This is a genomic window from Edaphobacter modestus (genome assembly GCF_004217555.1).
Lineage (GTDB): Bacteria > Acidobacteriota > Terriglobia > Terriglobales > Acidobacteriaceae > Edaphobacter > Edaphobacter modestus.
The window spans coordinates 5,255,365-5,282,042 of record NZ_SHKW01000001.1; the positions used below are offsets into that span (position 1 = coordinate 5,255,365).

19 protein-coding genes are annotated in these 26,678 nt (G+C 58.2%); 13 read left to right on the forward strand and 6 right to left on the reverse strand.

What is annotated here, in order from left to right:
* The first annotated feature begins 135 nt into the window (after window positions 1-135).
* Both BDD14_RS22145 and BDD14_RS22150 read left to right on the forward strand, forming a co-directional pair.
* Window positions 136-1,653: an arylsulfatase gene (locus BDD14_RS22145; RefSeq protein ID WP_242618121.1), complete on the forward strand. Its 1,518-nt coding sequence runs from the start codon at window positions 136-138 to the stop codon at window positions 1,651-1,653.
* 141 nt (window positions 1,654-1,794) lie between these two features.
* Window positions 1,795-4,374 carry a fused MFS/spermidine synthase gene (locus tag BDD14_RS22150; RefSeq protein ID WP_242618122.1) on the forward strand — a complete coding sequence of 860 codons (2,580 nt, stop codon included), beginning with the start codon at window positions 1,795-1,797 and terminating at the stop codon, window positions 4,372-4,374.
* An 18-nt stretch (window positions 4,375-4,392) separates the two neighbouring features.
* Here BDD14_RS22150 and BDD14_RS22155 read toward each other — a convergent pair whose 3' ends face one another.
* The 4 genes from BDD14_RS22155 to BDD14_RS22170 form a co-directional block, all read right to left on the reverse strand.
* A complete protein-coding gene (locus BDD14_RS22155) occupies window positions 4,393-6,105 on the reverse strand; it encodes a mechanosensitive ion channel family protein (RefSeq protein WP_130421320.1) in 1,713 nt (570 codons plus the stop codon).
* Window positions 6,106-6,156: 51 nt separating this feature from the next.
* Window positions 6,157-7,368: a hypothetical protein gene (locus BDD14_RS22160; protein ID WP_130421322.1), complete on the reverse strand. Its 1,212-nt coding sequence runs from the start codon at window positions 7,366-7,368 to the stop codon at window positions 6,157-6,159.
* 33 nt (window positions 7,369-7,401) lie between these two features.
* The gene (locus BDD14_RS34020; RefSeq protein ID WP_130423487.1) at window positions 7,402-7,728 is read right to left on the reverse strand and encodes a DUF2252 family protein; all 327 of its coding nucleotides are present in this window, start codon (window positions 7,726-7,728) and stop codon (window positions 7,402-7,404) included.
* A 315-nt stretch (window positions 7,729-8,043) separates the two neighbouring features.
* Window positions 8,044-9,144, reverse strand: coding sequence for a DUF481 domain-containing protein (locus BDD14_RS22170; RefSeq protein ID WP_165420193.1), 1,101 nt, complete (start codon window positions 9,142-9,144; stop codon window positions 8,044-8,046).
* Between the two features lie 217 nt (window positions 9,145-9,361).
* Between BDD14_RS22170 and BDD14_RS22175 the strand changes: the two genes are divergently transcribed.
* The 11 genes from BDD14_RS22175 to BDD14_RS22220 all read left to right on the forward strand — a co-directional run bounded on the left by BDD14_RS22175 (window position 9,362) and on the right by BDD14_RS22220 (window position 25,028).
* Window positions 9,362-10,306 (forward strand): SphA family protein, encoded by a 945-nt coding sequence (locus BDD14_RS22175; protein ID WP_130421326.1) that lies wholly within the window; start codon window positions 9,362-9,364, stop codon window positions 10,304-10,306.
* Between the two features lie 64 nt (window positions 10,307-10,370).
* Complete coding sequence (locus BDD14_RS22180) at window positions 10,371-12,743, forward strand: hypothetical protein (RefSeq protein ID WP_130421328.1); 2,373 nt, start codon at window positions 10,371-10,373, stop codon at window positions 12,741-12,743.
* A gap of 32 nt (window positions 12,744-12,775) precedes the next feature.
* Entirely contained in the window at window positions 12,776-14,047 is a 1,272-nt protein-coding gene (locus BDD14_RS22185) for a formylglycine-generating enzyme family protein (protein WP_242618123.1), read from the forward strand.
* Between the two features lie 22 nt (window positions 14,048-14,069).
* Entirely contained in the window at window positions 14,070-14,840 is a 771-nt protein-coding gene (locus BDD14_RS22190) for an HAD family hydrolase (RefSeq protein ID WP_242618124.1), read from the forward strand.
* A 57-nt stretch (window positions 14,841-14,897) separates the two neighbouring features.
* Window positions 14,898-15,104 (forward strand): hypothetical protein, encoded by a 207-nt coding sequence (locus BDD14_RS33175; protein ID WP_242618125.1) that lies wholly within the window; start codon window positions 14,898-14,900, stop codon window positions 15,102-15,104.
* Between the two features lie 338 nt (window positions 15,105-15,442).
* Entirely contained in the window at window positions 15,443-15,727 is a 285-nt protein-coding gene (locus tag BDD14_RS22195) for a hypothetical protein (RefSeq protein ID WP_242618273.1), read from the forward strand.
* A gap of 545 nt (window positions 15,728-16,272) precedes the next feature.
* Window positions 16,273-17,079 carry a c-type cytochrome gene (locus BDD14_RS22200; protein WP_165420194.1) on the forward strand — a complete coding sequence of 269 codons (807 nt, stop codon included), beginning with the start codon at window positions 16,273-16,275 and terminating at the stop codon, window positions 17,077-17,079.
* Entirely contained in the window at window positions 17,076-18,062 is a 987-nt protein-coding gene (locus BDD14_RS22205) for an SMP-30/gluconolactonase/LRE family protein (RefSeq protein ID WP_130421332.1), read from the forward strand. Before BDD14_RS22200 ends, BDD14_RS22205 begins: the two co-directional genes overlap by 4 nt.
* The gene (locus BDD14_RS22210) at window positions 18,059-19,753 is read left to right on the forward strand and encodes a pyrroloquinoline quinone-dependent dehydrogenase (protein WP_242618126.1); all 1,695 of its coding nucleotides are present in this window, start codon (window positions 18,059-18,061) and stop codon (window positions 19,751-19,753) included. The genes BDD14_RS22205 and BDD14_RS22210 overlap by 4 nt, the downstream gene beginning before the upstream one ends.
* A 308-nt stretch (window positions 19,754-20,061) precedes the next feature.
* On the forward strand, window positions 20,062-23,541 hold the full coding sequence (locus BDD14_RS22215) for an outer membrane beta-barrel protein (protein WP_130421334.1): 3,480 nt from the start codon (window positions 20,062-20,064) through the stop codon (window positions 23,539-23,541).
* Between the two features lie 230 nt (window positions 23,542-23,771).
* Window positions 23,772-25,028 carry a DUF4380 domain-containing protein gene (locus BDD14_RS22220; RefSeq protein WP_242618127.1) on the forward strand — a complete coding sequence of 419 codons (1,257 nt, stop codon included), beginning with the start codon at window positions 23,772-23,774 and terminating at the stop codon, window positions 25,026-25,028.
* A gap of 132 nt (window positions 25,029-25,160) precedes the next feature.
* Here the strand turns inward: BDD14_RS22220 and BDD14_RS34605 are convergent, their stop codons facing one another.
* Window positions 25,161-25,364, reverse strand: a complete 204-nt coding sequence (locus tag BDD14_RS34605; RefSeq protein WP_423201810.1) for a DUF5597 domain-containing protein — start codon at window positions 25,362-25,364, stop codon at window positions 25,161-25,163.
* Complete coding sequence (locus tag BDD14_RS34610) at window positions 25,292-25,570, reverse strand: DUF5597 domain-containing protein (RefSeq protein WP_423201763.1); 279 nt, start codon at window positions 25,568-25,570, stop codon at window positions 25,292-25,294. The genes BDD14_RS34605 and BDD14_RS34610 overlap by 73 nt, the downstream gene beginning before the upstream one ends.
* Between the last annotated feature and the right edge of the window lie 1,108 nt (window positions 25,571-26,678).

The following is a 26,678-nucleotide window of genomic DNA, read 5'->3' on the forward strand; positions in this document are numbered from 1 at the left end:
TTTTGCAGTTTATGCCAGCACGAGAAGGGGGAACCTCTAATGCTTTGCATGATGCGAAGAACGAATCTGCGTGGACAATTCCGCCTGTGGCGTATTTCGATTTTGATATGCCTTGCGTTTTTGAGTGGCCTGGCCGTGAAAGGTGCATGGGCGCAGGCGAAGAAGCCGAACATCCTGGTGATCTTCGGCGACGACATTGGCCAGACGAACATCAGCCGGTACACGCATGGCTTAGTAGGCTATTCGACGCCGAACATCGACCGCGTCGGCGAAGAAGGCATGACTTTCACCGACTACTACGCGGAGAACAGCTGCACGGCGGGGCGTTCGTCGTTTATCACGGGTCAGTCGCCGATGCGAGTCGGCCTCACCAAGGTGGGTGTGCCCGGCGCTCCGGTTGGTCTTCAGAAGCGCGACATTACGATCGCCGAGGCTCTTAAGCCGCTGGGATATGCCACCGGGCAGTTCGGAAAAAATCATCTCGGCGATCGCGATGAGTATCTGCCCACGAATCACGGCTTCGACGAGTTCTTCGGCAACCTCTACCACCTGAATGCGGAGCAGGAGCCGGAGATGCCTTACTGGCCGAAAGACGATCCCGCTTTTCTAAAGGTGTACAACCCTCGTGGCGTAATCCACTCGTTTGCCGATGGGAAGATCGAAGATACGGGTCCTCTGAATATCAAGCGCATGGAGACGATCGACGACGAGACCTCCAACGCGGCGATGGGATTTATCGACAAGCAGGTGAAGGCAAACAAGCCTTTCTTTGTGTGGATGAACTTCACGCGAATGCATGTCTTTACGCACATCCGGCCTGAGTTCCACGAAAAGAGCGGCATGCCCGGTAACGATTATGCCGATGGCATGTGGGAGCACGACCAGGATGTCGGAAAGCTGCTGAAGCAACTGGATGATCTTGGAATCGCGAAGGACACGATCGTGCTCTATACGACGGATAACGGTCCCAACATGTTCAGTTGGCCAGATGCAGCGATGACTCCTTTCCGGAGCGAGAAGGACTCGAACTGGGAGGGCGCATTCCGTGTCCCGGCGATGGTTCGCTGGCCCGGACATATCAAGGCAGGTGCCTGGTCGAATGAGATCGTCTCCGGTCAGGACTGGTTCCCGACGCTGCTGGCGGCAGCGGGAAATCCGAACATCACGGAGCAACTGTTGAATGGCACGGGGCCGGGCGGTATGGCGCACAAGGTCCATCTGGATGGGTACAACATCCTTCCTTATCTTGAGGGCAAGGTGGCACATACACCGCGAAAGGACTTTTACTACTTCGACGACGATGGCCAGCTGGTAGCCATGCGGCACGAAAACTGGAAGTTCGTCTTCTGCGAACAGCGTGCACCGGGGAATATGCTGATATGGGCAAACCCGTTCACCTGTCTGCGGCTTCCGAAGATTTATAACCTTCGCATGGATCCCTTCGAGAGGGCAGACATTACGTCCGATCAGTACTACGACTGGGTGGGACACAACGTTTATCTGGCCATCCAGGGTCAGATTCGCGCCATCGAGTTCATGGAGACCTTCAAAGCCTACCCGCCCAGTCAGGCTCCTGCGAGCTTCAGTATCGATCCTGACGGTATTTTGAAGATGCTGGAGCGTCAAAAGGCAGCAACAGGAGGAGGAAAGTGAGTCCAGAAGAGGGAGTGTTCTGAAGAAAGACTCTCAAATCCACAGACTCTCTTTGCAATTGAAGATCGATCGCTTTGAACAGCCGGGTTCATTCCACGATGAACCCGGTTTGCTTTGATGGGTGGAAGATCAAGAGGCGGAATGAACCCGGTAAAGGTATTTTCGGTCCCTAAGATGAAGAAGACAGCGATAAAGAACGCGAGAGAAGTTGCACCTGTTGCGCGAGACCATAGCGGTGCGGCTCTGCTGTATTGTGCGCTGCTGTTTCTTTCTGGAGTTGCGGCGCTGGTGTACCAGGTGCTTTGGGTGAGGCAGCTTTCGCTGGTGGTGGGCGTCGAGCTGTACTCGATCACGGTGGCGGTGAGCGCGTTCTTTGCGGGGTTGGCGGGGGGAGGCGCTATGTTTGGGCGAGTGGCCGACCGCGTGGTGTCTGCGTTGCGGCTGTATGTCGTGCTTGAGGTTGCTGTCGCGCTGTGTGCTGTGGCCACGACGCTGGTGCTGCCTCATGCTGCGATGCCGTTTGTGTGGATGCAGGAGCATGTTGGAGTTCTCTCGTGGGTGTTGCCGTTTGTGCTGGTGGGGGTGCCGGCGTTCGTGATGGGAGGGACGCTTCCGGTGGCGGTGCGTGCGCTGCGAGCGAGTGGGCAAGAGGCGGCGAGAGAGGGCGGGCTGCTTTACGCGGCGAATACGGCGGGAGGAATTGTGGGCGCGCTGGTGGCGAGCTTTGCGTTGCTGCCGTGGTTTGGGGTGCGCGGCGCGGCGTTGGCGGCGGGCTGTCTGAACATGGCTGCGGCGGGGATTGCGTTGGCGCTGGCTCGGCGTGAGGATGCCGAGAGGGCTCGCGAGGCTTCGCGGGAGGTTGGTGAGGAACGGGGCGCGGTCGGTGTGCCGGTGGCTCCGGGGATGGCGCTGGCGTTGTATGCGGTGGCGGGGGGAATCGCGCTGGGCTACGAGGTGGTGTGGTCGCAGGCGCTGGGTCAGTTTGTGAGCACGCGGGCGTTTGCATTTTCGATTGTGCTGGCCGTGTACCTTGCGGGGGTTGCGGCGGGGAGCGGGGTGGGGTCGCGGTTGGCGGGGAGATTGCGGGACTCGTGGGGAGTGTTTGGCCTGCTGATCGCGGGAGCGGGGCTGGTGGCGATGCTGGAGTTTGCGGCGCTGGGGCCGTGGCTGGTCGAGCTGCAGACGGTGGTGGGTGGTGCGGTGCTGGCGGCGACGGGGAGTCAGGCGATGCGGATGTATGCGAGCTTCGCGGTGGCGGGGATGGGAATGGTGTTTGTGCCGACGCTTCTGCTGGGCGCGGCGTTTCCGGTGGCGCTGCGCCTGATGGTGGGCGCGAAGCATGTGGGCCGCGATGTGGGTGCGGTGGTGGCGGCGAATACCACGGGAGGAATCGCGGGAACGCTGGTGACGGGGTTTGTGCTGGTTCCGCAGATTGGGCTGGTGCGCACGTTGAGCCTGCTGGCGATTGCGGCGGTGGCGGTGGGGCTGATCGCTGCGCTCTTGGGTGCGGGCGTGAGGCGGGGGATGACGTGGGCGATCGGCGGGATGGGCGTGGCGGTGGTGGTGGCTGCATCTCTTACGCCGCCGGACCGTCTGGCGAATCTGCTGTTGGAGACGCGGGGAGGGGGCGTGCTGGTGTTCTACGAGGAGGGCCGGGGAGCAACGGTGGCGGTTGCGCAGCAGCGGGCGAAGGACAACGTGTTTCGGCGGCTGTTCATCCAGGGGGTTTCGAACTCGGGCGATGCGATGCCTTCGATGCGGTATATGCGGCTGCAGGCGATGCTGCCGCTGCTGATTCATGATGGCGAGCCGAAGTCGGCGCTGGTGGTGGGATTTGGGACGGGGATTACGGCGGGGGAGATACTGCGATATCCGGGGCTTGAGACGCGGGTTTGCGCGGAACTGCTGCCGGCGGTGGTGCGGTCGGGAGAGATGTTTCCGGAGAACTACAAGGCGTGGAGCGATCCGAGGATGCAGATACGAATACGCGATGGGCGGCAGGAGCTGATGCGGAGCAAGGAGCGGTACGACGTGATTGCGCTCGAGCCGCCGCCACCGTCGGCGCAGGGAGTGGCGAATCTGTATTCGACGGAGTTTTATGAGCTGGCGAAGAGCAGGCTCGCACCGAAGGGACTGTTTGCGCAGTGGCTGCCGATTGCTACGCAGAATGTGGAGGAGACGCGATCGCTGGTGCGCAGCTTTCTGGATGCGTTTCCGCATGCCACGCTGTGGACGACTGAACTGCACGAGATGCTGTTGGTGGGGTCGGAGTCGCCGATCAGGCTGGATGCGCAGGTGATGGCGCAGAGGTTTGCCTCTGAGACGGTAACAGCAAGTTTGAAGGCGGTGGGAGTGGAGTCGCCTGCGGCGGCATTGGCGACGTGGGTGACGGGGCGCGAGGGGCTGGAGACGTTTGCCGCCGGGGCGAAGCCAGTGACGGACGACAGGCCGGGGATCGAGTATGGCGCGTGGGTGAAGCCAAGCGAGATTACGCGGGTGCTGCCGGAGCTGTTGTCGCTGAAGACGGAGGTTCCGGTGGAGGCCGCGGATGTTACGCTTCGCGCAGAGGTGGAGAGGCGACGCGCGACCCTGATGGACTTCTACACGGCAGGGCTGGCGGCCTATGGCGGAGATCAGCAGGCGTGGGGCCAGGCGGTGGCCAGGGTAAAGAAGGCTGAGCCAGGGAACGCCTACTACGGGTGGGTTATCGGCAGGGATTGAGGGAGGATCTTTGCTTTTTTATGAGTCGGGGTGCCGTACTGGATGCGACTTCTCCGCGTCGAGACGAACGACACCGATCGGCGTGGTCATGCTGGTGCCGGCCTCTTCGACGATGCGCATCATCTCGAGGATGACTTTTTCCTGCTCGGCGAGGAAGGAGTTGTAGTCGCCGCCGGGTTTGTTGTAGTAGGCGTAGACCTCGATCTCGGGGCCTGCGGGGGTGAGGCGGACGACGCGGATGCGCGCGGTCCTTTCGTCGATGTCCGGTCGATGAGTGAGGATGGCGAAGATATCGTCGAGGACTTTCTGCACGGTGGTGTGCGAGGTGTCAAAGCGCAGGGTGAAGGTCTGGTGGATCCAGAACTGGTCGCGCATGGAGAAGTTTTCGAGCTCCATCTCGGCGACTTTTGAGTTGGGGATGGAGATGACGGAGCGGTCGAGGGTGCGGAGGCGGAGGGAGGAGATGCCGATCTCTTCGACGGTTCCGGTTTTCCCGGCTACGGTGCAGTAGTCGTTGACGCGGACGGCGCCGCGCATGACGATGGAGATTCCTCCGAAGAGGTCCGCGAGAGTCTTCTGCGAGGCGAGCGCGAGGGCGATACCGCCGATGCCGAGACCGGTGACGAGGGCGGAGACATTGACTCCGGCGAGGGTGAGCAAGACGATGACGAGGACGAGGACGATGAGGATCTTGAGCATCTTCGCCAGCATGCCGACGAGGGTGATGCGCTCGATCTGCCCGAGGAGCAGAAGGCGCAGGGTGAGGAAGGCGATGGAGATGTCGGTGAGGCGGACGAGCATCCACGCGGTGCTGACGATGGCGGTGAGGATGGAGCCCAGGATCCAGTAGCGACGGGCCAGGGCGGTAATGGCGTAGTCAGCGGCGATGCGTTCCAGCAGCGCCAGCATCAGGCCGAAGGTGGGACCGTTGAGCTTGGCGATGGCCCTCTCGACGGTCCGCGTCATGTTGCGGCGAAACGAGATGCTCAGGATCCAGCGCACGAGGCGGGATAGAAGTCTGGCGAGGACGAACGCGATCACCAGGGCGAGAAGAATCACCGACCATCGCCAGAGGGGGATGGAGAGGATGCGGACGCGCGAGGTCCAAGAGGGAAAGTAGCGGGAGAAGTCGGTGTGGCGGGTGCTGGCGTAGGCGGAGGGAACGCGGTCGAGGGTCTCGCGGGAGAAGAGCCAGATGGAGGACTCGTTGGGGCGGGCGATGCGGTCGAGGAGGATGTCGAACGTTGCTGCGGGAGTGGTGACGACGCCGACTTTTTCGCGGGAGTCAGGGAGTCCGTCCTCGAGGTTGCCCTCAGGGAGGCGGGAGAATTTCTCGAACTCGGTGGAGGGGCCGAGATCGAAAAGCGCCTTGAGCTGTGAGGCGAGCTGCTCGGCTTGCTGCTCAGGGAGCTTGGTGTCGAGAAACTTTGCTGCGCGGGCGTAGTCCTGGCTTTCGGCGGCGCGAAGAAAGCCGAGGACGGTGCCGCGGGGCGTCGATCGGCCGAAGGGGTCGGGCGGCGGCGGCTGAACGGGCGCGGGAGCAGCGGCTGGGGTGGTGGCGGCGGGTGGCGGGGCGGCGGCTTTCTTCGAAGCGCGTTTCGTTCGAGGCGAGGTTTGCGCGTTGGCGCCGGCGAGCGCTGCCAGGAGCAGCGGCAGCAGCAGGAGCAGCAGCGGGAGCAGACGGAGACGCCGCGGTTCCGAAGCGTCCTTGATCTGGATGTGGTCGAACATGCGTGTCTCTCCTCCACCGTCACGACCGGCGGCTGCGGCTATCCGTATGGTTTACACCACGACTTTCATGAGCAGCTTGAGGACATCCTTGAGGGGCATCACGGTCAACAGGAGCGTGGCCATGGGCAGAAGCGTGAGGATGACGAGCTGGAGGAGCGTTCGCGGATCGATGGGGATGGGTTTCATGTGCTCGATGATCTCGTAGCTGTGGCTGAGATCGGCGAGCGATTGAATGTCGGGGGTGCCGAGGAGTTTTTGCTGTTCGGGATTGTCACCCTGGACCCATTTGTGGTGGAAGGAGCCGGTGTAGGCGGTGGCCAGCGCGCCGTACTCCCGCAGGCCTATGCGTTTGGTGACGAGTAGCTTCCTGGTGAAGACGACGAGCGGGGCCGAAGTGAGCAGCACAACGAAGATGACATAGGCGGCGATGGCCGGGGCGAAGTTCTGCAGTGGAATCTTTCCGTAGATGATCTCGTCGGCGAAGACGCCGGTGATGCTGCAGGAGTAGGCGAAGAAGAGGATGCCGAAGAAACGCTGCGCCTCTCCGATGAAGCCGAGGCCGCCTTCCTGATCGGGGTGCGTGGGAAACAATTGTAGATTAAGGTTGCTGACTTCGTTGAGAAAGCGGAACCACAGAAAGATTCTCCAGACCCAGCGCAAGAGGAGGAACTGCAGCAGGGGCACGCAGAAGAGGATGAACCACCAGCCTGCCCAGGTGAGGACGAAGCCGCCGGTTGCGGACGGCGTGGCGTACCAGGTGGAGATGGGAACGGCGAGTTGCCGGAAGCCGGTGAGGGAGACGATGTAAGCGAGAACCACGATGATGATCTCGGCGAAGACGGAATCGCGGAGGCGCAGGCTTCTTTCGACGGCGGCGTCGAATTTGTTGTAATCGCTCTCGGTGACGATGTTGGCCAGCAGCAAGTGTTCTGCGGTGTCAGCGATGCGCGGGCCGAGCACCACCTCGGCGAGAAGAAACAACGGAACAGCGATGAGAAAGCGGCTGTAGGTGCTGAAGTCGGACAGGAAGGGCATTGTCACCGACTTGCCGAAGGCATCGCCGTGGAGAGCGGAGAGGATGAGAAGGACAAACCAGGTGAGGCCGGCGGCCAGGAGGGCACGACGTATGGTGAAAGGAGTGTTGGCCTTGATGAGACCGGCGCGCCGTTCGAGGCGATAGAAGGGGCCGCCCTCCATGAGAAGGAGGGGGCGGGTCTTTGGATAAGTAAGCGGATCGATGTGCCGATGCGTGCTCGGTTCCACTGGTTCCACCTTTCAGGTTTCTGCGGTGCGAAGCTATTTGCCCATCATGTTCTGGACGGCGCGATCGTTGCTGACCGCCTGGACGAGCGCGGCATGATCGAGCACGGTCTGATCGCCGTAAGCCTCGGCCCATTTTGCCAGTGCATCATCGAGGACGGACGAGTTGCCGCAGTAGCCGGCGATGAGGGCGATGTCGGTGGTGCGGGCGTGAGCTCGTGCAAGGATGGCGCCGCATGCCCAGACGGGGAAGTCGGAGCGGCGCGACCACTCGCCGTGGGCCTCTCGAGGGAGTTTTGTGCGTAGGGCTTTTTCTGCGGCGCGGCGTTCTGCGAGAGGAAGCTCGCCGTGAAAGGGGATGATGCTCTCAACAGTGCGCGGCGCTTTGCCGGGACCTTTTTGCTTTGGGCGGGAGCGGGAGTCTTCTTCGTTGACTTTGCCATGATCTCCTCACGGAAGCGGTCAGAATCAGGTGCGCACCATCTTAGCCTAGTGGGTGAAAGCCGTTCTGGAGTTTGTTCAAGGATCGAAAGACAAGCAACGGCCAAAGCAAAGGCCAACTACTGGGATTCTTCCCCTTCGCTTCGCTCGAGGGTCAGAATGACGGTCGTTTTAGGGGATTCGTTTGATCAGAATGGCGGTGGTTCTCGATCACTCGATAGCATCTCAAAGACGGCTCTAGTGAAAGGACCAGCCTACGGTGGTGGAGCCGCCGAGGTTGTTGGTGGGCGCGCCGACGACGGGCTGATTGTCGTAGTTATCGTAGAAGCTCATGCGGATATAGAAGTCGCCGAGGAACTTGTAATAGATGTCCTGATTGAACGTCATGCGCACGCGGCCCGGCGAGGTGAGGCTGGGATAGAGCCAGAACGCGGTATTGAAGGTGGTGGAGTCGAAGCGGAAGGTGGAGTACTGGACGGCGAAGGAGGAGTCGAGCGCCTGGCTGCGGGCCGTGCTGGTCGTGCCCGGAGCGTCACGCTCGACGGTGAGGGCAAGGCCGCCGACGGTGTTGAGGTTGGTGCGGTTGGTGAAGATGACACGCTTGGCCAGGCCTCCGCCGATGGTGGACCGGAGGTCGATCTGCTGGGCGGTACTGGAGAGGAAGTTGGCGATGCCGCCGTAGTACCAGTTGGACCGATGGAGCTGCTTGTAGAGCGCGGTTTTGATGTTGGTTTCGTTGGTGTCGCTGGTCTGCTGCTGGCTGGTGAACTGCGAGTTGGAGTCGAGGGAGAAGTAGTGTTCGCGGGACTGGTAGGAGAGTCCTCCCTGGAGCGACATGTTTTTCTGGTTGTTGGATTTTGCGAAGCTCAAGCCTAAATCGATGTTTCCTCGCATTCTCTTCCAGAAGCTTTCGCCGAGCTCTTCGACCTGGATGACGGAGAGGTTGGGGAGCCTTGTGGTTGTGTCTCCGATGACGGTGAGGTCCTTGGTGTCTTTGTCGCGTTCGATTCTTCCGGTGAAGACATCACCTTTGGGATCGGTGACAACGAAGGTCTGTTTACTTTCGACGTGATCGACCTTCTCCCAGTCGAGGACGATGTTGGAGCTGGTGTAGTCGGGTTTGACGGTGAACTGACCTTTTTCGAGCGACTTGATCTCGCAGGTGATCTTATCGCCGTTCTTCATGTAGACGATGTCGGTCTTAGAACGACTGTCGGCGAGGGCAGCCTGAGCCAAGAGCAGCGCAAGCATAGCGAGGAGCGAGGAGGCTCGCGTTTCACGTTGCCGGGAAGGCAGGTTCCTAATAAGAGGAAAGAAGCGATTGACGCTTTGCATCATTGCGGCCCCCCTACCGGCTCGATCTTGATCCAAAAGCAGCATTCAGGCTTTGTGCTATATTTGCTCACCAGGTTTGAGGCGTCAAAGGCTCCGAGCAAGTTTGGGTTTTTTGCTTCTCGATGTCTTTTCCAATAAGAAGACCAGGACACCAACATTATTCTCTTTAGTTCTGGCTAAGACGGAAAGACGAAAGAACGGGTTGCGAGGTGACTTCTTGATGCGCGAGAGAACGTCGTCGCATGCTCTGCGCCACTTTGTCTCAGCCTTGTTGGTGGTCTTGTTTTTCGGTGATCAAGTTCCGGCTCAACAGTCCGGTCACTACATACAGGGATTCACCGGCCTCGACAACGGAACAGGTGCACCCCCTGGGGTGTATGTTGCCTACCTCCCATACATCTACGACATCGACTCGCTGCGGGGACCGCAAGGGACAACGCTGCTAAAGCCCGACCTGACGCTCGTAGCCGACAACGTGGTCTACCAGGCGACGACGACGAAGAAGATCCTCGGCGCCGATTACGGCGTGGCGGTGAGCATTCCTATCGTGAATACACGCCTGACAGCGAACTTTCTGAACACGAATGTACAAAATGCCGGTGTCTCGGATATCTATTTCGCGCCGATTGTGCTTGGTTGGGCGAAGGGTAAGGCGACCTATCTTCTGAACTACGGTTTTTACGCGCCGTCAGGTCAATTCGATCCCAACACGTCCATCAATTCCGGTCTTGGCTTCTGGGAGCACCAGATCCAGGCGGGAATGGGCTATTCGTTCGACAAGAAGAAGCTTTGGAACGCCTCGGCTCTCTCGACGTGGGAGATCAATCAGAGCAAGTCGGGGCTGGACCTGACGCCGGGGCCGATGGTGAACGTGGAGTACAGCGCGGGACACAGGTTCGATCAGTACAAGATCAACCTGGGTGCGGCGGGATACTTCTATCACAAGCTTTCGCCGGACTCGGGAAGCGACAGCACGCTGCTGGGCACTACGGCGCTCGACCGATCGTTTGGCATCGGGCCTGAGTTCAAGTACACGAATCCGGTAAAGCACTTCTCCTTTGATTTTCGGTACGAGCACCAGTTTGGCGTGCAGGCGAAGACGCAAGGCGATGTTTATGTGATAGGTATCACGTGGCTGAATATCTTTCCTCCGTCGCACCCCTAGGGCCGCCAGGATGGGAGTATGATTCCGCGCCTCCACGCGGACGTATTGCTGATGGAAGGAGGTTATGATGCTGGTTCGATTGCTGCGTAGATTGACCGCTGAGATGTGCATCAGTTGTCTGGTCGTCTCGCCGACCCAATTGGCTGCACAAGCCTCTCCAGGAAGCACGGCCTCCGCGCCGTCACCGGCTGCAGTCGGAGATCCAGGATGGCCGCGACAGATCGTAAAGAACGGCGTAAAGCTGGTGTATTACCAGCCCCAGGTGGACAGTTGGGAGAAGTATCAGCTGTTGAAGGCTCGTATGGCGTTTTCGTTGACGCCACAGAGCGGGAAGGCTGCGCTGGGTGTTGTTTCGGTGGAAGCAGGCACGACGGTTGATAACAACACGCGTACGGTCTATCTGCATGACCTGAACTATACGAGCGTGCGTTTTTCAGGGATCGATGCGACGTCAGAAGCGCAGTTGCAGCAGACGTTTCGCGCGATCGTGCCACCCGAGGGAGAGCCCGTTGCGCTGGACAGGTTACTGGCGGATCTCGATACCACGAAGATGCCTCTAAAGACAGCTCCGCTGAAGAATGATCCTCCGCAGATCTTCTATAGCGCGTCGCCGGCCATTCTGCTGATGGTGCAGGGCCAGCCAGTGCTGAGCCCCATTGAGAAGACGGATCTGCAGTTCGTCGTGAACACCAACTGGGATTTGTTCTTCGAAAAGTCGAAGGGCGACTACTACCTGCTGGACAACAACCTGTGGCTGACATCGAAGAACCTGGGTGGACCCTGGGTGGCAACGAAGACGCTGCCAAAGGACATGGCGAAGCTGCCCCCCGGGCAAAACTTCGATGATGTGAAGCGATATGTCCCTCCGCCTGCGACGACAGGAAGGGCACCGCGTGTCGTGTATAGCCAGACACCGGCAGAGCTTCTGCTGCTGCGGGGAGCCCCGGTATACACGCGGATTTCGGGAACGCGGTTGCTGTATGTAACGAACACAGACAATGATGTGTTTCTGGACGATGCGGCGAAGCAGTACTACGTCCTGCTGTCGGGACGGTGGTTTCGTTCGGCTTCGTTGGATGGGCCGTGGAGCTATGCAAGCGATAAGCTACCGCCGGACTTCATGAAAATCCCCGAGGATTCGCCGAAGGGGAGGGTACTGGCTTCGGTGCCGGGCACAATTCAGGCTTCCGATGCCGTGATGCTCGCGCAGATTCCAACGAGGGTAACGGTGAACCGCGCAGAGGCTGAAGCGAAAGCGAAGGTGACGTACGATGGACCGCCTCAGTTCAAGCCGATCGAAACAACGAAGCTGCAGTATGCGACGAATACGCAGGATAAGGTGATCAAGGATGGCGACATTTACTACCTGTGCTTCCAGGGGGTGTGGTTTATGTCGACGACGCCGAGCGGACCGTGGAAGACGGCAAGCTCGGTTCCGCCGGAGATCTATGAGATTCCTCCGAGCTCACCGGTATACAACGTGACCTACGTGACGCAGACGAACCCGACGGCGACGACGGTGCAGAGCAGCACAACGGCGGGTTACTTCGGCATGTTTATCCTGGGTGCGGCGGTGGGCGCGGCAATCGTATACGGCTCGGGATACTACTATCCGCCGTATATCTACTGGGGTCCCGGAGCCTACCCGATCTATCGTCCCTGGCCGGTGACCTACGGAGCCGGTTACGTGTACAACCCCTGGAATGGAGGATGGGCCGCGGGCCACGCGGCCTATGGTCCATACGGGGCTGTTGGGTCGTCGGCGTGGTACAACCCTTCGACCGGGAGATATGGCCGCTCTGCGAGCGTACAGGGGGTGTATGGGGGAAGGACCGTTGCACAGGCATACAACCCGTGGACGGGAGGCTACGGCGCGACCTCGCAGGGACATAACGCATATTCGCAGTGGGGAAGCTCTGTCGCGAGCCGCAATGGCAACTGGGTGCAGACGGGTCATGTGACGACGGCGAGCGGGACCGTAGCCGGCTATAGAACATCCGCCGGCGAGCAGGGCACAGCCTATCGTGGAGCGAATGGCGCGGTGGTGCACGGCTCGGACAACTCCGTCTATGCGGGCAACGATGGCAATGTCTACCGCAAAGACTCCAGTGGTGGCTGGAGCAAGTACGACAACGGTGGCTGGAACACGGTCGACACAACCGCGGCGAAGCAGCAGGCACAGCAGAACCTTCAGACAAGCCACCCGAATGCGCAGCAGAATGCGCAGACTTTCCAGGCGAACCATCCCAGCGCGCAAGAGAACGCTCAGGCAGCGCGGCAGAATGCGGGGAATAGGGGGGCGAGCGGAGGGACATCGCAGATCAACAGCAGCACACTGCAGGGGCTTGATCGATCGGCCGGTGCTCGATACCGCGGACAGGCACAGACAGGACGGTTCCAAAACTTTCACAGGGGAGGAGGAAGATTCCGGCGGTAAGACTTCCTTGTCGTCGAATATTCGTGGAGCGTATGAAGAGATCGAACACCAAGATCGCCGAGACAGAGGTAAAGCAGACCAAGACCACGCTCTTGATATGTCTCGTGGTGGCCGCAGCGATTCTTGCAGCGGTACTGGTTGTAAAGCGACCGGGAAATATGAAGTTCGGTCCGGCTGCAACAGATGCAACTCCCGCGGCGGCAACAAGCACTCCGGCTTCGCCTGCGCATGACTTAATGCATCACGAGGGGGACGCTAACAATAAGGTCGCGTTCGGTCCGACAGTGCCGAACGCTGCGCCGCCTCCAAAGAAGGCGCCGGCAGGAATGGTGTGGATCTCGGGCGGTGAATTTTCCATGGGCGCGCAGGATCCGCCGGGCATGGATGACGTGGGTATGAAGGCGACCTACGATTCGCGTCCGGTGCATCGCGTGTATGTGGATGGATTCTTCATGGACAGGACGGACGTGACCAACGCGGAGTTCGAGAGATTTGTGAAGGCGACCGGTTATGTAACGGTGGCGGAGCGTAAGCCACGGGCCGAGGACTTTCCAGGGGCTCCGCCAGAGAACCTGGTTGCGGGGTCGGTGGTGTTTTCGCCTCCCGATCATCCTGTATCGCTGGACAACTATTTCCAGTGGTGGAGCTATGTGGCGGGGGCCAACTGGCGTCACCCGCAGGGTCCGAAGAGCAGCATTGCGGGCAAGGGCGATTATCCGGTGGTGCATGTCGCCTATGAAGATGCACAGGCCTATGCGAAGTGGGCGGGCAAGCGTCTGCCGACGGAGGCGGAGTGGGAGTTTGCAGCTCGCGGCGGCCTTGCCGGGAAACCTTATGTGTGGGGCGACGACTTTCGGCCGCACGGCAAGTGGATGGCGAATACGCACGAAGGGCAGTTCCCGATGAAGGACACGGGCGCGGACGGCTATGTTGGGGCCGCTCCGGTGGCGCAGTTTCCTGCGAACGGATATGGCTTGTACGACATGGCTGGGAATGTGTGGCAATGGACGAGCGACTGGTATCGCCCGGACTACTACAAGCAACTCAATGCAGCAGGTGTGGCTCGCAATCCGCAGGGGCCGGAGTCGGCATACGATCCATCGGAGCCAGGTACTCAGAAGAAGGTTCATCGCGGGGGATCGTATTTGTGCACGGACCAATACTGCTCGCGCTACATGGTGGGCACGCGAGGCAAGGGAGAGACCGATACCGGCACGAATCATCTCGGGTTTCGCTGCGTGATGATCGTGCCTGAAAAGACAGCAACAGTAGCAGGACACGCAAGTTCGGCCTCCGGGCAGTAAAGCTCGGGGACGGAGCTGGAAGATGAGGATGTGGTCGAAGAGCCTGATAATTGCGATAGTGGGCTGCTATCTTGCAATGACCGGATGCAAGAGCATGCCGGATGCGAAGGCAGTTAAGGAAACAATCGTGGATCCGCTGCCGTCGTGGAACGACGGGCCGACGAAGAAGGCGATCACCGACTTTGTGGCGCGGGTGACGAACAAAGGCAGCGCGGACTTTGTACCGGAGGGCGAACGCATCGCGACCTTCGACAATGATGGAACGCTGTGGGTGGAGCAGCCGATCTATACGGAGGCAATCTTTACCAACGACCGCATCCAGCAGCTTGCACCGCAGCATCCGGAGTGGAAGACAAAGCAACCTTTCGCAGCCGTGCTGAACCATGACAGGAAGGCGCTGGCGGCGAGCGAAGAGAAGGGCGCGGTGGCGCAACTCCTGGCCGTGACGCATACAGGGATGACGACGGATGAGTTCGATAAGACCGTGTCGGACTGGATCGCGCAGGCGCGGCATCCACGCTTCAAGCGGCCGTTTACTCAATGTATCTACCAGCCGATGGTAGAAGTGCTGAACTATCTGCGCGCGAACGGATTCAAGACGTATATCGTCTCGGGCGGCGAGCAGGAGTTCATGAGGCCATGGACGGAAAAGGCATATGGTATTCCCCGCGAACAGGTGATAGGAACTCAAATGAAGACATCGTTCGCATTGAAGGACGGCCTCGCGTCTATCATGCGTCTGCCGCAGCTTGATTCGATGGACGATGGCCCGGGCAAGCCTGTCAACATCTAGCGGTTCATTGGAAAACGCCCTATCGCAGCCTTCGGCAACTCGGATGGCGATCAGCAGATGCTGGAGTACACCGCAAGAGGCTCGGGGGCACGGCTGGCGGTTCTGGTGCATCACACGGACGCAGACCGCGAGTACAGCTATGACCGGGACTCAAATGTAGGCAGGCTGGACAAGGCTCTCGATGAGGCTCGTGAGAACAAGCGGCTTGTCATCGATATGAAATCTGACTGGAAAGCGATCTTTCCATCCAGTGGCAATCCATAGCTTCTCAATGAGGAATCAGATAGGAGAAACGATGAACTAGCTCGCATCACTCTGTGTTTCTTGCCAACGATTTGAAGTTGACGTGAAGATCCGAGGTCTCAGACGGGAAAGCGTGTCGAAGAGATGAGCCCAAAGTTAGGGTTAGCACAGACAGCCATTGCAGTGCCGGTGGGAAGGGTGATCGCGGTAGATGTTTCCCGAAGCTATCTCTTTCCTGGAAGGCAATCCATGCGTCGTTTGGCTTCTATCGTTCTCGTACTTTGCCACGGCTACAGTCACGCGCAGAAGGTTGAAGGACTGTGGCCGCCTTGTGGGCTGCTTCGGCATAAGCGACAGCGATCTTTGCGAACGATACGTTTGTTTCATCGGATTCGCCACTCGAATCCCACAGCTTCGCCGACGGAATCCTTGGCAATGGTTTTGTCGTTCGTGCTATCGATAACTCCAACATCGTGCCATGGTCCTACGTAACGCAGGTTCGGTCGATTGCAAACGCACACAACATACCCATTCAATATGGCGCTACCGGCGGCGGCAACGATGATGCGGGGTTTCAGCGCTATGGCACAACCGACGTGCCACTCAGCGGGCCTCTACGAAACTCACATTCCCCGTCGAAGTAATGGATCTCCGGGACCTGGATGCACTTTCCGCCATCATCAAACCGGTCATCATCCCATAGAGCGCAAATTACGTAGAACATCCCGACTGACAACGGTGGCGTCGGCCCTCGCGCTCTGCTTTGCAGCTAATACGCCTAGAAGCCTGTCGCGGCTTTGCAACTTTCAACTGATCGCTGAGGAGCGCAAGGTCTGAGTACGTTTATTGAGGTGGGATGGCTTCCACCTTGGCAGTTCACTGGCAAGCTGTCGCCCTACCCTGTACTGAACCGCCATTACTGCTTTCGATATGAATTCGGAATACTGTACGGCCTGCGTCGAGCGTTAGGCTATTTGGCCTACTAAACACTTCGTCATCTGACCGATGTCGGCCAGCGAAAGATGACATTCAATGGACCGCATCAATTAATTCAATAATTCCGTCGCTCCACGATGATTGCGCCTTGGATCTGCCGGCGTCTACGGATCTGGGAATGAAGCGACAAGCTTGTCCCTTTGCGACGAGCGATTGCACGATCTACCAAAGATGTCCAACGGATAAGACTTTGATGAGACGATCGCTGTATTACGGTTTCGTTGCTGTCGCTCTTCTGGCTGGTGGCGCTTATGGGGCCTATGCTCAGGGTGGCGACGCGGGGGCGGGCAGCCGAATCTTTTCTTCCAACTGCGCGGGCTGCCACGGGTCGGATGGCCGCGGTGGAGAGCGGGCTCCAAATATCGCGACGGCGCGGAACATCGCCTCGCTGAGGGATACGGAGCTAGGCAATTTTGTCCGCAATGGTATTCCTGGGGCAGGGATGCCTGCATTCTCTTTCCTGGGCGAGCGCGGCGTCCCGGACGTGATTGCCTATCTGCGTGTGCTGCAGGGAAAGACCGACGCGGTGGAAGTGACCGGCGATGCGACGGCGGGACGTGTGCTCTTCTTCGGCAGCGCCGAATGTTCGAGATGCCACATGATGCATGGCGAGGGCGGTTTTATCGCCTCCGACCTCTCCGACTATGGAAGTGGCGTCGCGCCGGAGCGCATTCGATCGGCAATTGTCGAGCCGGAGAAGGTGGTGAGCCCGAAGTCGGAGGTGATCGAGGTAAGGACTGCCGAGGGAGAGAGCTTGCATGGGGTGCTGCGGGCGGAGGACAACTTTACCCTTGTCATCCAGCTTGAGAACGGCCGCTATCGCAGGTTCAAGAAGGATTCATTGGCCGATGTTCATCATACTGGCCAGTCACTGATGCCCAGAGACTATAAGAGCCGGCTCTCGCCTAAGGAGCTGGATGACCTTGTCAGCTATCTGGTTCGATCGGCGGCGCCAATGGAGCCGAGCGCACCGCGGGAGAAGACTGGAGATAGCCAATGAGCTGCCCTGGCCTGGTTCGGGTTCTTCTGGTTGGAGCGCTGGCAGTGGTGAGTTCTATAGAGGCTCAACAAAAGAAGATGAGTGGTGAGTTTGCGCTCAAGCCGGATTCACCGGTCTTCTGGAGCCTGGTGGCGAAGGACGCAACGCTGAAGACCGTGGGCTCGGGCTTCGGCTTTACCGAGGGGCCAGTGTGGGAGCCGGGCGGGACTGTGCTGGTAAGCGACGAGGGGAAAAACGAACTCTGTCGACTGTTCGCCGATGGACATTATGAGACCGTGATGAAGCTCGGAGATCCGGATGGCAATACGCGCGATGGCGGGCAGCGGTTGATCGTAACCGCAAGTGTGCTGCGAGCGATTATCCGCTTGTCACCGGACCAGCGAAGCTACAGCGTGCTGGCCGACCGATATCGAGGGATGAGGTTAAACAGTCCGAACGACGTGACGCTGGGGCCGGACGGCGCTCTCTACTTTACCGATCCGACACTGGACCTGGTGAAGAGCGAGAGGCAGGAGACACCGTTCCAGGGTGTCTACCGGCTTGACGGCAAAGGCGAGTTGACCTTGCTGGTTCGCGATCTTGCGCAACCGAACGGATTAGCCTTCTCGCCGGACGGAAGGTATCTCTACGTGGATGACACGGAGCGAAGGACGATCTGGCGCTATCGCTTCCATCCTGACGGTAGTGTGTCCGATGGAGTGTTCTTTGCCGAGGAGAAGAGCGAGGGAGAGCCAGGTGTCCCTGACGGCATGAAAGTCGATACGAAGGGGAATCTTTATGTAACCGGGCCTGGTGGAATCTGGGTCTGGAGCCAGGAAGGACAGCGGTTGGGACGGATCCTGCTGCCTAGCGTACCCGCGAACCTGACGTGGGGCGGGGAAGATCGCTCGACGTTATTCATCGCCGCTGGTCACTTCGTCTACGCCCTCAAAATGAAGGCGACCGGGTATCTTCCGTACAACAATCCGAAGGAGTCCAAGTGAGCCGTTATCTTCGCACCTTGTACTGTGGCCTGATCTGCAGCCTCGTCTGTGGCGGTGGCTCTAGCGCTATCGCTCATGCGCAGACAACGACCAAGCGTGGCGAGGACATTATAACCAGTGATGAGTTGCGGAAGACAACCCTGCTCGAGAACTGGCCCTCGTACAACGGCGACTACACGGGCCGCCGCTACAGCAGCCTGAAGGAGGTTACGCCGCGCAACGCTGCGCAGCTCCAAGCGCAGTGGGTGTTTCACAGCCGCAATGCGGGGATTCTTGAGGCGACGCCCTTGGTCGTCGATGGAATTATGTACATGACGGGATCGAACGACGCTTACGCGCTGGACGCGACGACGGGGAAGGTGCTGTGGCATCACGCACGACCGGTCACGCAGGGGTTGATCGACGACGCATCCGGACATATCAATCGCGGCGTCGCCATCCTCGGCACGCGTTTGTACATGGAGACGGATAATGCACATCTGCTCTGCCTGGATGCCCGTTCGGGCAATCTTCTGTGGGATGTGGGATACGCTCCGGGCAACAAAAACTACGGCGCGACAAGTGCACCGCTGGTTGTGAAGGACAAGGTGATCGTGGGGACCTCTGGTGGCGACGACGGCGTACGCGGCTTCGTGGCGGCCTTTGACGCGACGACAGGCAAGGAGGCGTGGAGATTCTGGACGATTCCCGCGCCGGGCGAGCCTGGATCGGAGACATGGCCGAAGGGAACGGCCTACCAGCACGGCGGCGGAACGACATGGATGCCGGGGACCTACGATCCGGAGCTGAATACGATTTATTGGGGAACGAGTAATCCGTCACCGGACTTCGATGGTAGCGTGCGGGCGGGGGACAACCTCTATACCAACTGTGTCCTTGCGCTCGACCCGGATACGGGAAAGCTGAAATGGCACTTCCAGTTCACGCCGCACGACCTGAACGACTACGACGCGACCGAGACGCCGGTGTTGGTAAACGACGTCTATAAAGGAAAGCCGCGCAAGCTGATTATCGAAGCCAACCGCAACGGCTTCGTTTACGTTTTCGACCGCGAGACGGGAGAGTTTCTTTCGGCGACACAGTTTGCGCTGATGCAGAACTGGGCCAAAGGCATCGATACGAAGGGCCGGCCGATCCGCACTGACCTGATGCCGAGCGAGAACGGGACGCGGATGTGCCCGAGCTATGCCGGGGGAACGAACTGGTATTCCCCGACCTATAGCGAGGCGACGCATCTGTTCTACTTCATGTCGCTCGAGGACTGCAGTGTCTTCAAGGCGCACACGGAGGATTTTGAAGAGGGGCATGCCTACTATTCGACCGGAGCTGCGCACCTGGCCACCGAGCACGATAAGAAGTACCTGAACGCCTATGACATGGCGACAGGTAAATTTCTCTGGCGATACGCGCAGACAGGCGACGCCCATTCCTTCGCCGGGGCGATGAGTACGGCGACCGGGTTGGTGGCTTTCGGCAATGATGCCGACGAGTTTGAGGTAGTCGACGGATCGAGCGGCACTTCGCTGTGGCATTTCAATGTCGGTCAACAGATTCATGCCTCGCCGATGAGTTATGCGGTAGATGGTAAGCAGTATTTCGCTATTGCGGCAGGAAACGACCTCTTCACCTTTGCCCTGCCGCACCCTGACGGAAAGACGCGCAGCGTACCGGTTGTGCCAAGAACGCATTGATCGCTCCGCGATGATCGATCGATGCTGCAGGCCATGACGCCTGCAGAGATAGTCCCGTAACCAAACCATAGGAGCCACGACTGCTCCATCGGTAAGCACGTGCCGCCGTTGTATTCCGGCTGTGCGGAGACGTGTGTTCTGCAAGAGTGCTTGTGAAAGGACTAAACAAACATGAAGAGGGGATGAGTCACATCCGCAACAAGTTGTACTGACGACGACAGCAATAGAACCCCCTCTCGTATACAGCAACAGAATGGAAGCAAAACTCGCGATTCGCACCGTTAGAACAAAAAAATAAGGAGATCATCATGCCTCAGTACATTCGCAGAATACTGCTTGCATGTCTCGTCCTCGTCCTGGGGACTACGACACTGCGTGCAGCCATTACGGGATCAATCTCAGGACACGTTGTGGACCCTACCGGCGCCTATATCTCAGGAGCTAAGGTCACCATTAGAAACGAGGCAACAGGCATCAGTCAGATGGCGACCGCCGACGGCGCCGGCTTCTACACCTTCCCCGCCCTGAATGTCGGAACCTACACGGTGTCAACCGCTCCCACTGGCTTTCGGACCTACGAGGCAACGGGAATAAAGGTCGACGCGAACTCGGCGATCCGCATCGAGCTCACTGTGCAGATCGGATCGAACAACGAGACTCAAGAGGTGCGGGCCGACGAACTGGTAGTCGAGACGCAGACGACGCAGCTCGGTCAGGTTATCGAGAGCAGCAAGATGACCGCGATGCCCTTGAACGGTAGATCGTTCACTGATCTGCTTTCGCTTCAGCCGGGCGTATCGCCTTATAAGGGAACTTCGGAGAACGGGCGTACTGTCTCCGGCGATCTGAATCCGGGCAACGTGTCCGTGAATGGAGGCCGAGAGGCGTCCAACGGGTACATGATTAATGGAGCGGATGCTAATGAAGGCGTTTATAACGGAGCGGCCATAATCCCGAACCTGGATTCCATCGCCGAGTTCCGCATCATCACCAACAACTTCGACGCCGAGTACGGTAACTTCAGTGGCGGAGAGGTCAATGTCGTCACCAAATCCGGCACGAATGGTTTTCACGGCGATGTTTTCAATTTTCTGCGCAATACGGATCTTGATGCACGCAACTACTTCTCCTCACAGCGCGGCACCTTCATTCAGAACATATTCGGTGGTGTGATCGGCGGTCCGATCCGCAAGAACAAGGCGTTCTTTTTTGCGGATTTTCAGGGCACCAAGCAGATACGCGGAGCGACACAAAATTTTCAAGTGCCGACCGAAGACAATCGTAACGGTGACTTTTTCAATGGGGGTGATTCGCCGATGAACTCGACCGTGCAGGGTGCAGGATGGGCCCAAGTGTTGTCGAAGAGACTCGGCTACACGGTCGCTAGCGGCGAACCCTATTACACGGCGGGATGTACGACCGCCACCTGTGTCTTTCCGAATGCGGTAATTCCTCGCTCGGCATGGTCCCCGGCAGCTGCCGGCCTGCTGCAGTATGTTCCGCAAAGCAACACTGCGAATAGCTACTTTGAAACCTCGGCGGCTTCGGCGCACCTGACCGATTACAAAGGCAGCATACGGGGCGACCTGAATACGCGATTAGGAAATCTCTTTGGCTATTACTTCGTCGATAATTTCACGCTGAGCGATCCGTATGGCAGCGGTGTGAATGTACCTGGTTTTACCTCCGATAACAACGGCCGTGCGCAGATGATCAACCTTGGTCTGACGACGACCGTCCACGGCACCGCTGTCAACGATCTCCGCTTCACGTACATGCGCGTTGTCAATCACCTGGGCAATCCATCGGGAGGCACAGGGGTCTCACTCTCTTCCCTCGGGTTTACGACACCGTGGGGTCCTACTGGTGGTTTTTCGAACATCAACCCCGCTCTCAGCGGCGTTCCCAACGTCGGCCTGAACAACTTCAGCTTCGGGACCCCCACGGATACGCTTGGGCAGTACAACAACATGTTCCAGGTACTGGAGAGCTACTCGAAGACAATTGGGACTCACAACCTCCACTACGGAATCAACTATCACTACGATCAGATCAACGAACGGAACTTCTATGCTCCCAACGGTCAATTTGGGTTCAACGGGCAGGAGACCGGCAGTGACGTCGCCGACCTTCTGATTGGAGCGCCAAACTACTTCATTCAGGCGAGTCCGCAGATTCTCGATTCGAGGAGTCACTACTTCGGGGCATTCGCGCAGGACTCGTGGCGGGTTACTTCGAACCTTACATTGAACTACGGTCTGCGATATGAGGTCTCGACTCCCTGGTATGACACGCAGAACAAGTTGGAGACGCTGGTCCCCGGCGTGCAGTCGGTCGTCTTCCCGGGGGCTCCTCCAGGCTATTTGGTGCCAGGCGATCCCGGTGTTCCGCGCACGCTCGCACCGGTACGATGGAACAACTTCGCTCCGCGTTTCGGCTTCAACTACTCGCCCAGTAAGACCGATGGCCTGCTGTCGAAGATCACCGGTGGCCCTGGAAACTTCACGATGCGAGGTGGGTTCGGTCTCTTCTATACGAACATTCAGGACGCGACCGGCTTTATCGAGGTCGGTGACGCGCCGTATGGCCTGTTCTACTACAGCCCCGTGCAACCGATGCTCGAGACACCATACATCGATCGCGCGACGGGAAACAACGAGGGCCAGCGTTTCCCCTTTAACTTCCCTCCTACCAACGTGTCGAAGAACAACCCCGATACTACCTTCGACTGGTCACAGGTGCTTCCGATCTCCGGTTCGGCTCTCTTTGATTCGAAGAATGTGTTGCCTTATGTCGAGAGCTACTATCTGGGCTTCCAGCGCAGCCTCGGCAGTAAGACCGTGTTCAGCATGAACTACGTGGGGAACCAGGGCCGCAAGCTGATCACCCAGGAAGAGTCAAATCCCGGCGATGCTGCGCTCTGTCTCTCTTTGACGAAGGATAAGCTGGCTCCAGGCCAGACGCCGTGCGGGCCCGGTCTCGAAACAAATCTTTATACCCTCAGTAACGGCAGCGTCGTCAACGGAACCAGGGTGTTGGGTCTCGACTTCGGGTCGAATCCGTACATGCGAACGACGGCCTCATCCAACTACAACTCCCTGCAGGCATCGTTGCAGCACTCGAGCAAGCGTTACGACTTCCTGCTGGGCTATACCTTCGCCCGTTCCTTCGATAATGCGTCGGCACAGACGGATCGCACCAACGTCCTCAACCCCTCGCTCAGCTGGGGACTGTCGAACTACGACGCCACCCACAACTTTGTCGGCAGCTATACGGTGCAACTGCCCTTCGATCTGCTCACGCCGAACCAGCATGGCGTGGTGGCATATATTGCCGAAGGATGGTCTGTCTCGGGTGTGACAACGCTTGCGACTGGCCTTCCTATCACGTTGTCTGAAAACGACGATCAATCGTTGACCGGGACCAGCGCAGATCTCCCGGACTATACTCCGGGGCGGTTGTACAACAACAAGAATCCGCGCAGCGGGCAACCTTACTTCAATACTGATCTCTTCTCCCAGGAACCGCTCGGACAGTTCGGAAGCTCGCGGCGACGGTTCTTCCATGGGCCGGGTCTCAATAACACCGACCTCGCACTCTCGCGTAAGTTCGATATCCGCGAGGAGGTCTATGTGCAGTTCCGCGCCGAAGCATTCAATGTCTTCAATCACGCTCAATTCAACACACCCTCTGGCCTCTGGAACAATCAGGGTGTCGGAGGCTTCGGCTACATCACGTCGGCGAACGATCCGCGTATTATGCAGGTCGCTCTAAAACTCTACTTCTAGACAGCGGTCGGGTTGGATATGGATTCGAATGTCGCGTATCCAACCCGTCCGGTTTGCTCGTGCAGTCGATATTGAAAATCGACACATGTAATGCCGCCGAAAGGGCCTGGTCGCCAATGAAATCCCGCCTTGTTCCCGTTGCGCTTATCGCTTTCGCTACGCTTCCGATGTCTGTGCACGCACAGCCGGCCAATACTCCCAGCCCCTGCTCGGTTCGTCCCGGATCTTACATGGGATGGCCGGACCAGAAGGTCTCTAACCGCTGGGTGACACTGACCTTCGTTCCTGGCCTGGGCGGGCGCCTGATGCAGGTCGAATTCAACGGACATCCCTATCTCTTCGTGAACCCGCGCTTTCGCGGCAAGTATATCTCGCCGACGGAGGCAAAGGGTGATTGGATCAACTATGGCGGAGACAAGATCTGGCCTATGCCCGAAGGCTCGCAGGATGAGAACCACTGGGTGATCCAGTCGACGGCGATCGATGATCTTCCGTATCGCTTCGAGGTTCTCTCTCAAGGTAAGGAGTGCGTCGTGCGGCTTACGGGACAACCGGACAACATCACGGGTCTCAGGATTATTCGCACGGTCAGCCTGGGCGCCGCCACTCCTGAGATAAAGTTCCATGCAGTGATGGAGAATGCGACGGCGCACCCTATTACATGGTCGATTCAGTCAGTGTCGCAATATGATCTCGAGGATCCGTCGAAGCCAGGGGATTATAACCATGACCTCTGGGCTATCACGCCGCGCAATCCAGCTTCGTCGTTTCCGGACGGATATCACGTTCGCTACGGACTGGCGGAGGATCCTGCATTCTCCGTCTCGGACGATCTGTTTCTTCTTCACTGGACCCATTTCGGCAACGAGGTGTGGCTCGATACGACGGCCGGGTGGCTTGCCGTCGTCGACAAGGCAAGCCACTACGGTATGGTGGAGAGCTTCGAAGTCACTCAAGGTGGGAACTACCCGGGCAAGACAACGGTGATCTTCTACAAGAACGGGCCATCGGTCCACTTTGATGCAAACGGTACTGCAACGATTGCAGCGGTATCGCAGGCGACAACGCCGTTCTACATGGAGGCGGAGATCAACTCGCCGATCGTGACACTACGGCCAGGAGAAAGCCATGCGCTCGATACCGTTTGGCATCCGATGGCAATCATGGCGAAGCCACAGGAAATGCATTCATCGGGCGTGGTCGTCGATCGATTGAATGCGACACATGAGGGGAAGGGAGTGCATCTCCATGGCGGCTTCTCGGTATTTGTTCCGGGAACGCTGGTCGCTTTATTTTTCAACGAGCATGGTCTAGAAGTTGCCAGGCAAGAAATTGAGAGAGTGGATCCGATAAAACCTGTAGTGTTGGACGCGACAGTGCCTATGACGCAGGATGCTGCTCGGGTAAATCTTATGATGATCGGTGCGGCAGGCGAAGACGAGGGAATTCTGGCGAAAGGGATGATCGAACCGGCGAAAATCCCTTAGGTCCGACGGTCAAAGATTCTCTGACTCCATCTATTGTGATAAGCCGAATCATCAAGGCAATCCTGCGCTTGAATAGCGGTCGAAAGCTCTGCCAGTTTCGCTGCTCAGTTAGCGATAGCTATAAAGCGCACTCTATAACCCTACCTTGGGCCAAAAATCAGTGTCATAAAGCCTCAAAGCCTGTCCCTGAGAGTTCTCGTCGCCGTTGAGCCGCCTTCTTGGCACCCAGGCTCCGTTCTCAAAGGACTCTTCAATCAATACTCTCAATGCCAACGATGGGCGACCCAGGTTTGTCGAGAAGGTGATATGAGCATCCCGCTGCCAGTAACAATAAATTCGTTCGGACCTGTTTGAAGAAACATTGCAGCGATTCGAGCTCTCACACCAGATGAACCTCCTGCCCGAACAATATTGGCGATATAGCCGCCTGTGGACAGCCTTGCCGATCGCTGCGCTTCGCCCTCTACGAGCGCGGCGGTTACGCCTCCTGCTTCTTGCTTTTCCAGGATCATCGGCGCCAGTCTGTACAGATGGGAATACACACATTAGTTATGGCGGAATTATCCAAACGCTCCGAAGGATTGGTTATGCCCACCAGATCGAGCGGAGCATTCCCTTGATCATCGATGCCAACGGGAGAGAAGCCGATGGCCGATAGATGTCCGAAGGCATACAGCGCATTGGCGGCACCTGTTGCACCCCCTTGCGTCTCAGGAATGAAGAGTGGATTGTCAGGACGTGTATACCTTCCCCCCAACCTCATTTTCGACTTGCATCATGATGACAGTGTGCGTGTCGCCATCCGCCTCCCGCAGGTGATGCATCAGTTTTTCGCGAAGGCGCGCGCGTCCGCATCTCGAGCGGCCGTACTGAATGGCGACAGGCGCTCTGTACCTCGACCATCGCTGGTCTGGACACGCGGGAACCGCTGCGTGTTGATCTTCACCCACGCTGGCACCTAGCTGGAGTAAGGGTTTTTCCAGGACCAAACCATAGAACGACAAGCTTGAGGTTGTTTTCACGGGCTCCTTCAAGGAGTCCATCCACGTCTTTGAAATCAAATCTTCCCTCTTCATGCTCGATCGTCTCCCATGCAACGAGCGACAACACAGTATTCAGATGCATCGCCGCAAGCTACGGCCGGACGGATTTCATATGCTCGATACTGGAGGGACTGGAATTATGCAATTCTCCCCAAGAACCAGAAAGGGCCTGCCCTCGACGATGAGTTGCGTCGCACTCCCACGCTTTTCGAGATGGGGCGGTCCTGCATGAGAGTCAGGCGTTTGGCTGCCAACCGGCCCATTAAACGCTATCGAGACAAAAAAGAGTTAGGACACCGAGCCAGCTAAAATTTTGTTTTCGATTATTAGGGAGTGCTATTGACGTATTGGCCATCTTCTATTCAATAGCCTGAATACCGTCTAAGCAAGCAAAGAATCAAAGGGGCGAGCCTTCGCTTCCTAAGAAAGGGAAATTGCTGTGGTGCATACCATACACCTGCAATAACTTCGTTCGGCCTAGACCGGGCTTTATAGTTAGAAGACTTCGACCGAAGTGGAGTATGTGTCGCGCCGCAGGACAATGGCAGCATTTCCTTCGCGCCGTTATTTCATCTGCTGGATATCTCAGGCGATTGCCGCAACTGAA